General features: G+C 60.6%; 15 protein-coding genes. 12 read left to right on the top strand and 3 right to left on the bottom strand.

Annotation, left to right across the window (positions count from 1 at the left end):
• The first annotated feature begins 2 nt into the window (after positions 1–2).
• The gene (gene atzF, locus RLEG4DRAFT_RS61475; RefSeq protein ID WP_003576305.1) at positions 3–1,814 is read left to right on the top strand and encodes an allophanate hydrolase; all 1,812 of its coding nucleotides are present in this window, start codon (positions 3–5) and stop codon (positions 1,812–1,814) included.
• A gap of 259 nt (positions 1,815–2,073) precedes the next feature.
• Positions 2,074–2,871: a creatininase family protein gene (locus RLEG4DRAFT_RS61470; protein WP_003576309.1), complete on the top strand. Its 798-nt coding sequence runs from the start codon at positions 2,074–2,076 to the stop codon at positions 2,869–2,871.
• 18 nt (positions 2,872–2,889) lie between these two features.
• On the opposite strand, the gene RLEG4DRAFT_RS61465 is transcribed toward RLEG4DRAFT_RS61470, so the two are convergent.
• Positions 2,890–3,840, bottom strand: a complete 951-nt coding sequence (locus RLEG4DRAFT_RS61465; RefSeq protein WP_003576310.1) for a LysR family transcriptional regulator — start codon at positions 3,838–3,840, stop codon at positions 2,890–2,892.
• 182 nt (positions 3,841–4,022) lie between these two features.
• Between RLEG4DRAFT_RS61465 and RLEG4DRAFT_RS61460 the strand changes: the two genes are divergently transcribed.
• From RLEG4DRAFT_RS61460 to RLEG4DRAFT_RS61435, 6 genes are all read left to right on the top strand, one after another.
• Positions 4,023–5,039 carry an ABC transporter substrate-binding protein gene (locus RLEG4DRAFT_RS61460; protein WP_003576311.1) on the top strand — a complete coding sequence of 339 codons (1,017 nt, stop codon included), beginning with the start codon at positions 4,023–4,025 and terminating at the stop codon, positions 5,037–5,039.
• A gap of 68 nt (positions 5,040–5,107) precedes the next feature.
• Positions 5,108–5,932: an ABC transporter ATP-binding protein gene (locus RLEG4DRAFT_RS61455; RefSeq protein WP_003576313.1), complete on the top strand. Its 825-nt coding sequence runs from the start codon at positions 5,108–5,110 to the stop codon at positions 5,930–5,932.
• Complete coding sequence (locus RLEG4DRAFT_RS61450; RefSeq protein WP_003576315.1) at positions 5,932–6,774, top strand: ABC transporter permease; 843 nt, start codon at positions 5,932–5,934, stop codon at positions 6,772–6,774. Before RLEG4DRAFT_RS61455 ends, RLEG4DRAFT_RS61450 begins: the two co-directional genes overlap by 1 nt.
• Complete coding sequence (locus RLEG4DRAFT_RS61445; RefSeq protein WP_003576317.1) at positions 6,774–8,087, top strand: cytosine deaminase; 1,314 nt, start codon at positions 6,774–6,776, stop codon at positions 8,085–8,087. The genes RLEG4DRAFT_RS61450 and RLEG4DRAFT_RS61445 overlap by 1 nt, the downstream gene beginning before the upstream one ends.
• A 1-nt stretch (position 8,088) precedes the next feature.
• Positions 8,089–9,498, top strand: a complete 1,410-nt coding sequence (locus RLEG4DRAFT_RS61440; protein ID WP_003576319.1) for an FAD-binding oxidoreductase — start codon at positions 8,089–8,091, stop codon at positions 9,496–9,498.
• Positions 9,495–10,076, top strand: a complete 582-nt coding sequence (locus RLEG4DRAFT_RS61435) for an NAD(P)H-dependent oxidoreductase (protein ID WP_003576321.1) — start codon at positions 9,495–9,497, stop codon at positions 10,074–10,076. Before RLEG4DRAFT_RS61440 ends, RLEG4DRAFT_RS61435 begins: the two co-directional genes overlap by 4 nt.
• 21 nt (positions 10,077–10,097) lie before the next feature.
• On the opposite strand, the gene RLEG4DRAFT_RS61430 is transcribed toward RLEG4DRAFT_RS61435, so the two are convergent.
• Positions 10,098–10,487, bottom strand: a complete 390-nt coding sequence (locus RLEG4DRAFT_RS61430; RefSeq protein WP_003576323.1) for a RidA family protein — start codon at positions 10,485–10,487, stop codon at positions 10,098–10,100.
• 449 nt (positions 10,488–10,936) lie between these two features.
• On the opposite strand from RLEG4DRAFT_RS61430, the gene RLEG4DRAFT_RS61425 reads away from it, so the two are divergent.
• From RLEG4DRAFT_RS61425 to RLEG4DRAFT_RS61415, 3 genes are read left to right on the top strand one after another with little or no spacing between them, the layout of a single operon-like run.
• Positions 10,937–12,235 (top strand): CmpA/NrtA family ABC transporter substrate-binding protein, encoded by a 1,299-nt coding sequence (locus RLEG4DRAFT_RS61425; protein WP_003576325.1) that lies wholly within the window; start codon positions 10,937–10,939, stop codon positions 12,233–12,235.
• Between the two features lie 58 nt (positions 12,236–12,293).
• Positions 12,294–13,187, top strand: a complete 894-nt coding sequence (ntrB, locus tag RLEG4DRAFT_RS61420) for a nitrate ABC transporter permease (protein WP_003576327.1) — start codon at positions 12,294–12,296, stop codon at positions 13,185–13,187.
• Between the two features lie 11 nt (positions 13,188–13,198).
• Complete coding sequence (locus RLEG4DRAFT_RS61415) at positions 13,199–13,996, top strand: ABC transporter ATP-binding protein (protein ID WP_003576329.1); 798 nt, start codon at positions 13,199–13,201, stop codon at positions 13,994–13,996.
• Between the two features lie 67 nt (positions 13,997–14,063).
• Here the strand turns inward: RLEG4DRAFT_RS61415 and RLEG4DRAFT_RS61410 are convergent, their stop codons facing one another.
• Complete coding sequence (locus RLEG4DRAFT_RS61410; protein WP_037093457.1) at positions 14,064–14,756, bottom strand: GntR family transcriptional regulator; 693 nt, start codon at positions 14,754–14,756, stop codon at positions 14,064–14,066.
• 338 nt (positions 14,757–15,094) lie between these two features.
• Between RLEG4DRAFT_RS61410 and RLEG4DRAFT_RS61405 the strand changes: the two genes are divergently transcribed.
• On the top strand, positions 15,095–16,222 hold the full coding sequence (locus RLEG4DRAFT_RS61405; protein ID WP_003576332.1) for a BMP family ABC transporter substrate-binding protein: 1,128 nt from the start codon (positions 15,095–15,097) through the stop codon (positions 16,220–16,222).
• Positions 16,223–16,232: the final 10 nt, after the last annotated feature.

Raw genomic sequence — 16,232 nt, 5'->3', positions numbered from 1 at the left:
CCATGCTGCCGACCATTCTTGATCTCACCAGCCTTCGCGCAGCCTATTCTACCGGCCAAACCCCGCTCGACCTTGTCGAGACCATCATTGTCCGTCGCGCAGCCTCGGAGGATCCTGCAATCTTCATCACGCCGACGCCTGATGAAGCACTGCGGGCCGAAGCACGCGCGCTGATGGAGCGGGCACCTGAGCCGAACAGCCTGCCGCTCTGGGGCATTCCTTTCGCCGTCAAGGACAATATCGATGTGGAGGGGCTGCCGAGCACGGCCGCGTGCCCCGCTTTCGCCTATGATCCCGAGAGTGACGCAACCGTCGTTGCAAGACTGCGGGCTGCAGGCGCGATCGTGATCGGGAAGACCAACCTCGATCAGTTTGCGACCGGCCTCAACGGCACGCGCTCGCCTCATGGCGCGCCGCGCTCGGTCTTCGACAGGAACTATGTGTCGGGCGGCTCGAGTTCCGGCTCGGCGGTTGCCGTCGCCTCGGGCCTGGCAAGCTTCGCGCTCGGCACAGACACGGCGGGCTCCGGACGCGTACCGGCTGCCTTCAACAATCTCGTCGGCATCAAGCCGACACCGGGACTGGTGCCGAATGTCGGCGTCGTGCCTGCATGCCGCAGCGTTGATGTCGTCACCGTCTTTGCTGCAACGGTGGGTGACGGCGTCGCGATCCGCAAGGTGATGGAGGGCTACGATGCCGCCGATCCGTTTTCGCGCAAGGCGGTTGCCTCCTGCCTGCCCGTCTCAGGTTTGCGGATCGGTGTGCTCGACGGAGCAGAACGGGAATTCTTCGGCAACAGCCACGTCGAGGCTCTCTATGACGCCGCGATCGAAAGAGCGCGCGCACTCGGCGCCACGATCGTTCCCTTCGACTACGCGCCGTTCCGGCAGGCGGCAGAGCTGCTCTACAACGGCCCCTGGGTCGCCGAACGGCTGGCGGCGGTGAAGGATTTCCTTGCCACCAATGCCGCCGACTTCGACCCGACGGTTCGCATCATCATCGAGGGCGCGAAAGCCTATGACGCGGTCGCCGCTTTCGAAGGCCGGTACAAGCTCGAAGCGCTGCGTCAAAAGACCGGGAAGGAATGGGAAAAGGTCGATATCCTGATGCTGCCCACCTCGCCGACCACCTACACGGTCGAAGAAATGATGGCGGATCCGATTGTGAAAAACGGTCATTTCGGCCGCTACACCAATTTCGTCAATCTGCTCGATTGCGCGGCGATCGCCGTTCCGATCGGCTTCGACGCCAACGGTCATCTCCCGGCCGGCGTGACCCTGATCGGTCCCGCCTTCACCGATGACGCGCTTGCCCCCTTCGCCGATGCCATGCACCGGGCGGCGAATGCCGGCATGGGTAAGGACCGCAAGGTCGCCTTGCCGGAGGCAAGCCGCGTTAAACCTCCCGCCGATGACTTCATGCCGATCGTGGTTGTCGGCGCGCATCTGACGGATATGCCGCTGAACCACGAGCTGACGCGCGCGGGCGGATATAGGTTGAAAACAGCTCGGACGGATGGCAGCTATCGGCTTTTTGCCCTCCATGGCACCGTCCCGCCCAAACCGGGGTTGGTTCGCGATCCGGGCTTTACGGGCAATGGCGTGGAAATCGAAGTCTGGGCGCTCCCACCGACGGCATTCGCAAGTTTCGTTCAGAACATTCCGGCGCCGCTTGGCGTGGGTAAGATCACCCTGAACGATGGGAGTTGCCTTACGGGATTTCTTTGCGAGGGTCATGCCGTCGCCGGTGGGCGAGAGATCACCGAGTTCGGTGGCTGGCGCAACTATATCAGCGCCAGCAGTCCGATAGCCTGAAGGGAGATGGGATGCAGAAACTTTTGCCAATGACAATGCAGCTCATTCTCAGGGGGCTGATTGCCAGGTCCGGCGCGATATGGGCGGGGAAGCACTCGCGATAACCGGCGTGTCTGCTGCGCTTTCGATGAGCCGCGCCTTGAGCGGACGACAGCTGCTTTACCAGACGCTAAAAGGCATCGGTATGGGCGCAAATTGATGCTTTTCGCGCGCAATAATTTTCCCTACTCCTGCGTGATGAGCAACGCGAGGCGCAGCGATGGCAATGCCATTCTACTGGAACGAACTGAATAGCTCCGACTTCGCCGGACTCTCGCCCGACACCACCATCGCCATCCTGCCGATCGCCTCGACGGAACAGCACGGCCCGCACCTACCGATCGCCACCGACGTGGCGATCGCCAACGGCATGCTGGCCGAGTTGCGAAAGCAGAAGCCGGTCGACCTCGATTTTCTGGTCCTGCCGACACAGGAGATTGGCAAGGCCAACGAACATATCTACGGGCCCGGCACGCTGTCCCTCTCCGCGGAGCTGCTCATTCCGGTCTGGACCGCGATCGGCGCCAAGGTTGCCGAAGCCGGCATCCGCAAGATGGTGATCGTCAATTCGCATGGCGGCAATGTCGATATCATGAGCATCGTGGCGCGTGAGCTGCGTGTGCGTTACCAGATGGCGGTCGTGTCGACGCAATGGGGCCGCTTCGGCCATCCCGAAGGCATGATCGGCGAGCATGAGATGAAATACGGCATCCATGGCGGCGAGGTGGAAACGTCGCTGATGCTCTATTTTCGCCCAGACCTGGTGCGGATGGACAAGGCGGAGAACTTCACGTCCAAGGCGGAATGGATGCGTGAACAATCAAAATACATTCAGCCGCTGCCCCCTCATTCGCTCGCCTGGATCGCCCATGACCTCAATGCGAACGGCGTCGTCGGCAACGCTTCGCTCGGGACTGTCGAAAAGGGTGAAGCGATCTGCCGCCACCAGGTCAAGGGTTTCGTCGAGCTGCTCCACGACCTGAAACGCTATCCGCTTTCCAATCTTTATTCGAAATAGGCCAGTCCGCAAAAGGGCTCAGACCGCGACGGACTTTTCCATCGCGATATGCCCCTTTGCCTGCAGTTCCTGCACCAGGCCGGCCAACTCCGCCAGGAGATACTCGACGAACAGGCTGGTGGCGGAATCGAGCGGGGTGCGCGCGCGGGCGAAAAGCTTCATCGTCTGGTGGCGCGCATGCGGCTCGGCGATCGGCCGGAAGACCAGCTCGCCCTGCCGGCATTCGGTGATCACGTCGAGCGGGTTCAGCATCGTCACCCCGGCCCCCGCTTTAACCAGCTTCTTTAGCATCTCCGCTGCATTGGTTTCCAGCACAGGCTCGATGTGCACGTCGAGGCGCGCCATCGCCAGATTGATCACGTCGCGCAGGCTGGTGCCTTGCTGCGCCAATACCAGGCGCTCCTGGACGATATCGGCCAGGTTGATCGGACCCGAAGCAATCAGCGGGTGGCCGGGAGGCAGCACAACGCCGATCGGGATGTCGAAATTGCCGAGCGTGCGGATGCCAGGCGTTGCCGGAATATTGAAACCCAAGCCGATATCCACCTCGCCCGACAGCACCGGATTGACCGTCATCGTCCCCGCATCATTGCGCAGCTGCATGAAGACGCGCGGATGCTCCGACTGGAACCGGGCGATGATCTCAGGTAGCGGACCGGCGGCCAGGCCCACCGTCGTCACCAGGCGGATCTTGCCGGCCTGTTGCGTCTTGAGGCTGCGAATGCGGCCCTCCAGCCGCTCGTAATTCTTCAGCACCTCGCGAATATGCTCGATGCAGAGTTCACCCGCCGCCGTCAGGCGCAGGCCGCGCGGCAGGCGCTCGAAGAGCGGCGCGCCGATTTCCTCCTCCAGCGCCAAAATCTGGCGGTTGATCGCCGAAGACGCCACATTCAGCCGCGCCGCCGCCTTGCGGATCGAGCCGGCGCGGGCGATCTCATTGATGTAGAGAAGCTTTCTGGAATGCAGCATCGCGACCTCTTTGCATAAAAATACAGCACAAAGCACAAATTAGGCACAGGCTTCGCTTGAGATGCCGAAAAGGCATCATTGCGCACGAAATTTGATGCTTTTCAAAGAGCAAAGCAATCGGTCCTATGAAGAAAATCCGACGTTGCCACAGGCGTCGCGAACTCAGAAGGGGAACGCTGATCATGCGCATTGCACAAAAGAATACGGTCTTTTCCGCAGTCGTCAGCCTTGGTATCGGCCTTGGCGCTGCCGTCTCGGCGCAGGCGGCAGACAAGGTAAGCTATGGCACGAACTGGCTGGCGCAGGCCGAGCATGGCGGCTTCTACCAGGCGGTCGCCGACGGCACCTATGCCAAACACGGCCTCGACGTTACCATCGTCCAGGGCGGCCCCAACGCCGCCAACAGCGCGCTGCTGATCTCCGGAAAAATCGATTTCTACATGGGTGGGCCGCAGGGCGAAATCGCAGCCGTCGAACAGGGCATTCCGCTGGTCGACGTCGCGGCGATCTTCCAGAAGGACCCGCAGGTGCTGATCGCCCACCCCGATGCCGGCATCGACGAATTCGAAGATCTCGCCAAGCTCAAGACGCTGTTTCTCGGCAAGGACGGCTATCTCACCTATTTCGAGTGGATGAAGGCAAACTTCAAGGGCTTCAAGGACGAGCAGTACAAGCCCTATAATTTCAGCCCGGCGCCGTTCCTCGCCGACAAGGGGTCGGCGCAGCAAGGCTACCTCACCTCCGAGCCCTACGAGATCCAGAAGCAGGCCGGCTTCGAGCCGAAAGTCTTCCTGCTCGCCGATAACGGCTATTCCCCCTATTCGACGATGATCACCACCACGCAGGCGATGATCGACAGCAAGCCCGACGTCGTCCAGCGCTTCGTCGATGCCTCGATCGAGGGTTGGTACAACTATCTCTACGGTGACAACAGCAAGGCGAACGCGCTGATCAAGAAGGACAATCCCGAGATGACCGATGGCCAGATCGCCTACTCCATCGCCAAGATGAAGGAATACGGCATCATCGAATCGGGCGACAGCCTCGACAAGGGCATCGGCTGCATCACCGATGCGCATTACAAGGCGTTCTTCACCGAAATGGTTGGTATCAAGGTGTTCAAGCCGGAGACGGATTACACCAAGGCGTTCACGACGAAATTCGTCTGCAAGAACACCGGCGTTGCGCTGAAGAAGTAGGCCAGACGCCTCCGAGGTCCGCCGCAGATGCGGCGGATCGCATCCTCCCCTGGTGAACGAGACAGGCAATGCCCTTAGCAGAAGCCCAGGCCCTATCCCCGCAAGAGACACGCAAGCGACCGCTGGTCGTCATGCGCGAGGTCTCGAAGGTCTTTTCCAGCGGAACGGTGGCGCTTTCGAATATGTCGCTCACCGTCGAAAGCGGCGAGTTCGTCAGCCTGCTCGGCCCTTCCGGCTGCGGCAAGTCGACGGCGCTACGCATCATTGCCGGTCTCGGTGACGTCACGTCCGGCGCGATCGACTGGCCGAGTTCACGCATCAATTCCAGCGGCCTGCCGGAAGGCGATATCGGCTTCGTCTTCCAGGAGCCGACGCTGATGCCGTGGAAAAACGTCTTCGACAATGTCCACCTGCCGCTGAGGCTCAGGCGCGTTTCCAAAGCAGCGGCGCGTGACCAAATCATGGAAGTCCTGACGACCGTCGGCCTTCAGGATTTCGCCAGGGCCTATCCGCGCGAACTGTCCGGCGGCATGAAGATGCGCGTCTCGATTGCCCGCGCGCTGGTGACGAAACCGAAGCTGCTGCTGATGGACGAGCCCTTCGCGGCACTCGACGAGATCAGCCGGCAGAAATTGAACGACGACGTGCTGCGGCTCTGGAAGACAACCGGCATCACGGTGATCTTCGTCACCCATTCAGTCTTCGAGTCCGCCTATCTCTCGAGCCGCATCGTCGTGATGAAGGCAAGGCCGGGCCGCGTGCATGCCGACGTTCCGCTGACCACCAGCCTCGAACGCGACGCGCATTACCGCAGCTCGGAAGAATACCGGAAGGCCTGCGAGACCGTCTCGTATTCGCTGATCGGGGCGATCAACTCGGCGGGAGACCATTAATGAGCGACGAAACCAATGCACAGCCGCCACCCCTTCAAGGCACTGCCAGCGCAGCGCGCCGCGATCTGGCCCTGCGCATTTCCATCCCTTTCTTGGTCATCGCCCTGCTGATCCTGGTCTGGTACGCCTATGTGAAACTATCCGGCGTGCCGCCCTATATCCTGCCCGGGCCGGCGGCCGTCGCCAGCGCCTTCGTGACCGATTGGGGCACGCTTGCCCCTGCCCTCTGGGTCACCACCAAGATCACCTTCCTGTCGCTGATGCTGGCGCTTGTCGGCGGCGTCGGTTTTGCGATCTTCCTCGTGCAGTCGCGCTGGATCGAACTCGCCTTCTATCCGCTTGCCGTCATCCTGCAGGTGACGCCGATCGTGGCGATCTCGCCGCTGATCCTGATCTATGCGCCGTCGACGCAGGTGGCGCTGCTGATTTGCGCCTTCCTCGTCGCTTTTTTTCCGATCCTTTCGAATATGGTCCAGGGGCTGAAGAGCGTCGACCACAACCTCATCAACCTTTTCGAACTCTACGGCGCCTCCCGCTGGCAGACGCTGCTTTTTCTCAAGCTGCCCGCGGCCCAGCCCTATTTCATGACCGGGCTGCGGATCGGCGGCGGCCTTGCGCTGATTGCCGCCGTCGTCGCGGAATTTGCAGCGGGTTCGGCCGGCGCCGGCTCCGGTCTGGCTTTCCGGCTCCTCGAAGCGCAGTACCGGCTGAACATTCCGCGGCTCTTTGCGGCGCTCTTGATGCTCTCCCTGCTCGGCGTCGCAATCTTTGCCGTCACCTCCTTTATTTCCTGGCTCGCCCTGCACCGTTGGCACGAGAGCAGCCTGAAACGGGAAAACTGATGACTTATTCCTTCATCTCGCCGCCGAACGCCGGCCGCTTCGTGCTGAGCAACGCAACGCTGCCGGCCGTTGCCGTCGCAGGCTATGACGCGCCCGCTGTCGAAGGGCTGGTCAAAGCCGATATCGTCATCACCGACGGCATCGTTTCCGCCGTGCTGCCGCCGGGCGAAGCGCCGGTGGAATTTGCCAGATCCGATCTGAAGGACGGCATGGTCTGGCCCTGCTTCGCCGATATGCATACCCATCTCGACAAGGGCCATATCTGGCCGCGCAACGCCAATATGGACGGCACCTTCATGGGCGCGCTGGAGGCGGTGCGCACCGACCGCGAAGCGCATTGGTCGGCCGCCGATGTCAGGAAGCGCATGGAATTCTCGTTGCGCTCGGCCTATGCGCACGGCACCAGCCTGATCCGCACCCATCTCGATTCGCTGGCGCCGCAACACCGCATTTCCTTCGAGGTCTTCGCCGACCTGCGCGAGGTCTGGAAGGACAGGATCGCGCTGCAGGCAGTGGCGCTCTTCCCGACGGAAGACATGGTGGACACGGCCTATTTCGCCGATCTCGTCAGCGTGGTCCGAGACAAGGGCGGGCTGATCGGCGGCGTCACCCGGATGAGCCCCGATCTCGATAGCCAGCTCGACACGCTGTTCAGAGCGGCGGCCGACAACGGGCTCGACGTCGACCTGCATGTTGACGAAACCGACGATCCTGCCGCCGAGACACTGAAGGCGATCGCGCGGGCCGTGCTGCGCAACCGCTTCGACGGCAGGGTCACATCAGGCCATTGCTGCTCGCTCGCCCGCCAGGACGAGGCGACGGCAAAACGCACCGTCGAGCTCGTCGCAGAAGCCGGGCTCTCGATCGTCTCGCTGCCGATGTGCAACATGTATCTGCAGGACCGCTATCCTGGCCGAACACCGCGCTGGCGCGGTGTCACCCTGTTCAAGGAACTGGCCGCGGCCGGCGTTGCCACCGCTGTTGCCTCTGATAACACGCGCGATCCCTTCTATGCCTATGGCGATCTCGACCCGGTCGAGGTGTTCCGCGAGGCGGTGCGCATCCTGCATCTCGATCATCCCCTCGATAGGGCCGCGCGCGTCGTCACCACCTCGCCCGCCGATATTCTCGGCCGGCCGGATATGGGGCGCATTGCCGTTGGCGCTGCGGCCGATCTCGTGCTCTTCAGCGCCAGGCGCTGGAGCGAATTTCTTTCCCGTCCGCAGTCCGACCGCGTCGTGCTTCGCCGCGGCAAGGTGATCGACCGCAGCCTGCCGGACTATCGTGAACTCGACAGCACCGTTGGAGCCTGACATGCCGGATTATCAGACGATCAGACAAGAACTCGAAGGCATCGCCATCGAAGACAATCCGGCGCTCGTGCGCCAAAAGAGCCGCGATTTCTACTGGTATTCGCCGATCCTGAAAGCGCAGCTCGACAATGTGACGGCCGATCTCGTCGTCACGCCGAAAAACGAGGAAGAGGTGATCCGGACGCTGAAGGTTGCCTTCGCGCACGGCGTGCCGGTCACCCCGCGCGGCGGCGGCACCGGCAATTACGGCCAGGCCATGCCGCTTTCCGGCGGCATAGTGCTGAACCTTGCCGCCATGGACAAGATCAAGGAAATCCATCCTGGCCGGGTGATCTGCGAGCCGGGCATCGTCATTGCCCAGCTCGACAAGCAAACCAAGGCGCATTCCGGCCAGGAGTTGCGGTTTCACCCCTCGACGGCGCAAATGGCGACCGTCGGCGGCTTCATCGCCGGCGGCTCCGGCGGCGTCGGTTCGATCACCTGGGGCGGACTGCGCGATCTCGGCAATATCCTGCGCCTGCGCGTCGTCACCATGGAGGCCGAGCCGCGCGTGCTCGATCTCACAGGCTGGGACCTGCAGAAGGTCAGCCACGCCTACGGCACCAACGGCATCATCACCGAGATCGAAATGCCGCTGGCGCCCGCCTATGACTGGGTCGACGTGCTCGTTGGTTATGACGACTTCATGACCTGCGTGCGCTTTTGCGATGCGCTCGCCAAGTGCAACGGCATTCTCGTCAAGGAGATCGCACCGATCGCCGCCCCCATCCCGCACGACTATTTCACCCGTCACAAGCCCTATATCCGCAAGGGACAGTCGGTGGCGGTGCTGATGATCGCCCCGCATTCGATGGATGCCTTCCTCGCCTTCACCTCCGCCCATAAGGGCGAGGTGATCTTCCGCTCAGACACGGTCGAGAGCATGAAGGGCATTCCGCATGCCTATGAGCTTGCCTGGAATCATACGACGCTGCGCGCGCTGAAAGTCGATCCTGGCTTCACCTATCTGCAGGTACAGTATCCGGGGCCGGATCACGTCGCAAAAGTCGCCAAGATGGTGGAGATATTCGGCGACGAGGTGCCGGGCCATCTCGAATTCATCAAGTTCGACGGGCAGATCCAATGCTCCGGCCTGCCGCTGGTGCGCTATACCACCGAGGAGCGTCTCGAGGAGATCATCAAGATCCATCAGGACCACGGCTGCCCGATCTTCAACCCGCACCGTTACACACTGGAGGAAGGCGGGATGAAGCGCACCGACAAGGTGCAGCTCGCCTTCAAGCACGAGACCGACCCGAAGGGGCTGCTCAACCCCGGCAAGATGATCGCCTGGGAAAACCCAGACTTCGATTTCAATGCCGGCAAGAACTATCTCTTCCCCGGCCTTGCGAGCGTCATGGAAGCCTCATGAGGGTTCTGGTGCTGCATTCGCATCCGGTCGAGGAGAGCTACGGCAAGGCGCTTTACAAACAAACGCTGGAAAGCCTTCAACAGGCCGGGCACGAAGTGGATGGCTGTGACCTCTATGCCGAGAACTTTGATCCCGTGTTGTCCCGCCATGACCGGCTCGCCTATCACGACTATCCCGGCAATACCGAACTGGTGAAGCCCTATGTCGAGCGGCTGAAGCAGGCCGAAGGGCTGGTGTTGGTCACCCCGATCTGGAATTTCGGTTTCCCGGCGATACTGAAAGGTTATTTCGACCGCGTCTGGCTTCCCGGCGTCTCCTTCGAACTTGTCGACGGCAAGGTGGAATCGCGGCTGCGCCACATCAGCAAGCTTGCCGCCGTGCTGACCTACGGCGCAACGCCGTTCCGCGCCTTTGCCGCCGGCAACCCGCCGAAGAAGATCGTCAAACGTGTGCTGAGAGCACAGATCAACCCGCTGCGGCCCGTCACCTTTCTTGCTCATTACGATATGAACAACTGTACGCCTGAAACGCGGGCAAGGTTTCTGGCGCAGGTGGAGAGGTCGATGGAACGGTTCTGAAGCGCATCGCGCCAGCGGAAATCAGAACAGTTTGGCGGCCGTGACCTCGACTTCGACGAGGAAATTCGGTCGGGTGAACCCGCCGACGATGATCAAGGTCGAGACGGGTTTCGGGTCGAGCGTATAGCGATCGCGCACCGCCATATAGGCCGGGAAGTCCTCCCTATTCGTCACGAACCCGGAAATGCGGATGACGTCCGCAAAACTCATCTCCGCATCGGAAAGAATGGCATTGATCGCTTCGAAACATAGCTCAGCCTGCTTGCCGATATCCTCCGGAACCTCGTCGTCGAGACCAATGCCGAGTTGACCTGAGGTGACGAGCAGCGAAGCGCCCGGCGGCACAAGTAACCCATGATTATAATGTCCGAACGGACGGCGGACCGAGGGCGGATTGAAAACCTTCTTCATCGGATCTCCTGCTTCAAGCCGAACACGACGCGGGAAAACGAGAGCGGGGATGGGTTGATAGCGGTTTTTCGACTCCCAACCAATCAAGCTTCTCCGACGTTGCAACTTTGTGCGGTGCATAAATATAACGCTGTTTAAAACCCAGGCGCAACCACAGACGCATAAATGGTTAGCATATTTTGTCGCTGCCCAATAAACGGGCAGTTCAAAATTTCCAGTATTTCTCCTTTCTGTTCATGAGGTTATTCGACTTTTGGAAATTTGGCACGCGGATTGCAAGCCTCCTGTCTGCATCGGTCAACGACGACCGCTGCAGATAGGCGCGGCATAAGCGCTTACACAAGACACCGACGTCGCAAGGATTGCCATCCGGGATACTTCCATTCCCGAGGACGCATTCCGGCGGCGTTTTTTTGTGTCCAAATTCGGCCAGCAGAGGGAACCTGCACATGACGAAGAATTCCACCATCGGCATAACCCGCCGCAGCATGCTCAAGACGACCGCAACGGCTGCCCTCATCGGCGCCGTCAAGACTGCCTTTCCGTCCGGCGCTTTTGCAGCCGGTGCGGGCCCTGAAGTGAAAGGCCTCAAGCTCGGCTTTATCGCTCTGACGGATTCCGCGCCGCTGATCATCGCTAAGGAAAAGGGTTTTTTCGACAAACATGGCCTTCCGGAAACGGACGTCGCCAAACAGGCATCCTGGGGCGCGACCCGCGACAATCTGGTGCTGGGCGGTGCCGCCAATGGTATCGACGGTGCCCATATTCTTTCGCCACTCCCCTATCTCATGCATACCGGCAAGGTGACACAGAACAACAAGCCGGTGCCGATGGCGATCCTCGCCCGGCTTAACCTCGACAGCCAGGGCATTTCCGTCTCCAAGGAATATGCCGAGACCGGCGTGCAGCTCGATGCCTCCAAGCTGAAAGCCGCCTTCGAGAAAAAGAAGGCGGAAGGCAAGGAGATCAAGGCCGCCATGACCTTCCCGGGCGGCACCCACGATCTCTGGATCCGTTACTGGCTCGCTGCCGGTGGCATCGACCCGAACAAGGACGTTTCGACCATCGTCGTGCCGCCGCCGCAGATGGTTGCCAATATGAAGGTTGGCAACATGGACGTCTTCTGTGTGGGCGAGCCGTGGAACGAGCAGCTCGTCAACCAAGGCATCGGCTTCACCGCGGCGACCACCGGCGAGCTCTGGAAGGGTCATCCCGAAAAGGCGCTCGGGCTCCGCGCCGAGTGGATCGAAAAGAATCCCATTGCTGCCAAGGCCCTGCTGATGGCTGTCATGGAGGCTCAGCAGTGGTGCGACAGCATGGATAACAAAGCGGAGATGGCCGATATCCTCGGCAAGCGCCAATGGTTCAACGTTCCGACCAAGGACGTGCTCGGCCGCCTCAAGGGCGACATCAATTATGGCAACGGACGCGAAGCCAAGGCCACCGACCTCTACATGAAGTTCTGGAAAGACGGTGCCTCCTACCCGTTCAAGAGCCACGACACCTGGTTCATGACGGAAAATATCCGCTGGGGAAATCTGCCGGCGACGACCGACACCAAGGCGCTGGTCAACCAGGTGAACCGCGAGGACATCTGGCGCGAGGCCGCCAAGGATCTCGGTGTTGCTGCAGCCGACATCCCCGCATCGTCCTCCCGTGGCAAGGAGACCTTCTTCGACGGCAAGGTTTTCGATCCCGAAAATCCCTCCGCCTATCTCGACAGCCTTTCGATCAAGGCCGTCTCGTGATCTCGCCTCCGGCGCGCCAGCGGCGGGCCGGCCTTTCATTCCCGTGAGGAGCACGTCGATGCCCGCCCTGGCAAACAAAGAAAATCTCTCCACTGCCGCCGCTGCCAAGCCGGCGGCAAAGGTTCTGCCGTTTTCCGCCAAGCACGGATCACGGATCGATTTTCGTCGTGCGGCAATCGCCGCGTTTCGCAACGTCGTTCCGCCAGCCGTCGTAATGGCACTCATCCTGCTCGTCTGGCAGGTGCTCTGTTCATCGCCGGATGCGTCTTTGCCCTCGCCGCATCGGGTCTGGCAGGATAGCTACGACCTGATCGCCTATCCGTTCTTCAACAACGGCTCCCAGGATATCGGGCTTGGCTGGCGCGTGCTCGTTTCGCTGCAACGCGTGCTCTATGGCTTTGGCCTTGCCGCCGTCACCGGGGTTATCATCGGGGCGATTATCGGCCAATCGGTTTGGGCAATGCGCGGTCTCGATCCGATCTTCCAGGTGCTGCGTACGGTTCCGCCGCTCGCCTGGTTGCCGCTATCGCTCGCAGCCTTCCAGGATTCCAACCCCTCGGCGATCTTTGTCATCTTCATCACCTCGATCTGGCCGGTGATTATCAACACTGCCGTCGGCGTACGCAATATCCCACAGGACTATCGCAACGTTGCCGAGGTACTGCGGCTCAATCAGTTCGAGTTTTTCTGGAAGATCATGCTGCCTTCTGCAGCGCCTTACATCTTCACGGGGCTCAGGATCGGCGTCGGCCTATCCTGGCTCGCCATCGTCGCAGCCGAAATGCTGACCGGCGGCGTCGGCATTGGCTTCTTCATCTGGGACGCGTGGAACTCGTCGCGCCTGCCGGACATCATCGTAGCGCTCGCCTATATCGGCATCGTCGGCTTTGCCCTCGATAAGTTGGTGGCAGCACTCGGCAAACTTATCACTCGCGGCGCCACCGCCAATTAAGGAACGTCCCGATGAATGCCTATCTCAAGCTCGATCATATCGACAAACATTTCGATAGCAGCGGCGTGCGCGCCGAAGTCCTGAAGGACATCAACCTGACGATTTCCGCGGGCGAATTCGTCTCGATCATCGGCCATTCGGGCTGTGGCAAATCCACCCTGCTTAATCTGATTGCCGGCCTGACCCCGGTTTCCGCAGGCGCCGTGCTGCTTGAGGACCGCGAGGTCAACGAACCGGGTCCGGAACGCGCGGTCGTCTTCCAGAACCACTCGCTGCTGCCCTGGCTGACGGTCTACGAGAACGTCAATCTCGCCGTCTCCAAGGTCTTCGGTAGAACAAAGACCAAGGCCGAGCGGCATGAGTGGGTCATGGCCAATCTCGATCTCGTACAGATGGCGCATGCGAGCGATAAGCGGCCTTCGGAAATTTCCGGGGGTATGAAACAGCGCGTCGGCATTGCCCGCGCGCTTTCGATGGAGCCGAAGATCTTGCTGCTCGACGAGCCCTTCGGCGCGCTCGATGCGCTGACCCGCGCCCATCTTCAGGACGCGGTGATGGAGATCCATGCCCGGCTTGGCAACACGATGGTGATGATCACCCATGATGTCGATGAGGCGGTGCTGCTGTCCGATCGGATCGTGATGATGACCAACGGCCCGGCCGCCCGCATCGGCGAAGTCCTCGATGTGACCATGTCCCGTCCTCGCCATCGCATCGAACTCGCCTCCGACTGGACATATCTGAAATGCCGCGAAGCCGTGTTGAAGTTCCTTTACGAACGCCACCGTTTCATTGAGGCTGCGGAGTAGATGCAAAGGGCAGCCGGGGTGGTTGTGGCCGCCGTGGCTTTCGTTGTCACGGAGCGCGCGCGCATGACTAGGTACTTCGCGCGCTAGCCTCGCCGGTTGTTGCAAACACCGCGCTCGCATCGCTGACCATCCCCACATGGGAATAGGCTGCCCGCGCGGCAGCGCTACCGTTCGCTCGCATGATCGCGATCACGATCTGGCCGTGCTCCTCGTAGGACTTTGCCAAGCGGCCGGGCAGCCGAAATTGCGCCCGTCGAAATGGGGCAAGCCGTGCCCGCGTCTGCGTCACCATCTCGAAGATATGATCATTATGCGCGCCGCGATAAAGGCGGGTGTGAAATTCCGTGTTGTGCGCCGAATACTCCTCTTGCGCGCCGGCATGGACGAGCTTCATCGATGCCTTGTGCTCCAGCTCCATCGTGCGCCGCTCATCCACAGTCATTCGCTCAGCCGAGAGCCTGGCGCAGATCGCTTCGAGTTCCGCCATCGCTTCGAACATCGAATGCAGATAGGTCTCGCTCACATTGGTGACAACAGCACTGCGGTTCGGCTCCCGGTCGACGAGTCCCATCGCTCCGAGTTCACGGAGCGCCTCGCGCACCGGTGTGCGCGATACTTCGAAACGGGCAGCCAGCGAGACTTCATCAAGCTTCTCGCCAGGCAACATCTGCCCGGTGACGATCATATCGGCGATCGCCCGCACCATCTGCTCGACGGTCGTCCCTGCCCTGATGATTTCTCTGCGTCTGACTTGCTTCAAGGAATGGTTCTGCATTGTTGCGATTGCATACACATGCCTGCTCGAGCAGACAAAGTCAAACCTCAGTATATATCTTTGATTTTGCTGAAAGACTCGCATTTTTCACTATTCAATCACGCGGCCCCTTTAGCTCACAAAGCAAATATTCGGTAAAATTATAGGCGCTGCATATTTTTTGATCTAATCCGAAGATTAAATTGCATGCACTTCTCCGTCCCGGCTGGCGTGCCCGAAGATTTCTTTCATAAATTCAATAGAATAAAATTTGGCATGACCATTGCATACACTTTTCCGTAACCAATTGAAAACGGCAAGAATGCCGTCAGGGGAGCATTCCGATGACCAGACTCCTTTCTATGAATCGACGCCAATTCCTCCAGGCTTCCGCCGCCGCCACTCTCGTCGGCACGGCGCCCGGTCTCCTTTCCTCGCCCGCATTTGCGCAGACCGCTCTCACCGTTGGCTTCATCTATGTCGGCCCCAAGGATGACTATGGCTATAACCAGGCGCATGCCGAGGGCGCTGCCGCCGTCAAGGCGTTGCCCGGCATTACCGTCGTCGAAGAAGAGAACGTTCCAGAGACGGTGGACGTTCAGAAGACGATGGAATCGATGATCAATCTCGACGGGGCGACGTTGGTCTTTCCGACCTCCTTCGGTTATTTCGACCCCCACATGCTCGCCATGGCCGCCAAATATCCTGACATCCAGTTCCGCCATTGCGGCGGCCTCTGGCAGGAAGGCAAGCATCCCGCCAATACGGGATCCTACTTTGGCTACATCAATCAGGGCCAGTATCTGAACGGCATTGCCGCCGGCCATGCGACGAAGACCAAGAAGATCGGCTTCGTTGCCGCCAAGCCGATTCCCCAGGTGCTGCAGAATATCAACGCCTTCCTGCTCGGTGCCCGCTCGGTCGATCCTGCCATCACCTGCCAGGTGATTTTCACCGGCGAGTGGTCGCTCGCCGTCAAGGAAGCCGAAGCCACCAACGCCTTGGCCGATCAGGGGGCCGACGTCATTACCTGCCACGTCGATAGCCCCAAGGTCGTGGTCGAGACGGCCGCCGGCCGTGGCGCCTTCGTCTGCGGCTACCACGCCAACCAGAGCCCGCTTGCGCCCGAGAAATACCTGACCGGCGCGGAATGGGCCTGGGGCAATGTCTACAGCGACTTCGTCAAGAAGGCGCAGGCCGGCGAAAAGCTCGGAAACTTCGTCCGCGGCGGCCTAAAGGACGGCTTCGTGAAAATGAGCGCGCTCGGCCCCGGCGTTTCCGAGGAGGGGCGCAAGGTCTTCGAAGCCACCCACGCGGACATGATGAAGGGCGGCTTCTCGGTGTTCAAGGGACCGCTGAAGGACAACAAGGGCAACACCGTCGTCACCGCCGACAAGAGCTATCCTGAAGGTGCGATCGAGCTCGAAAGCATGGATTATCTGGTCGAGGGCGTCGTCGGATCCACGGCCTGAACCGGAAAGG

The sequence above is a fragment of the Rhizobium leguminosarum bv. trifolii WSM2297 genome, assembly GCF_000271845.1.
The sequence above is the reverse complement of the archived record's forward strand: the minus strand, read 5'-3'. Positions and strand labels throughout refer to the sequence as shown.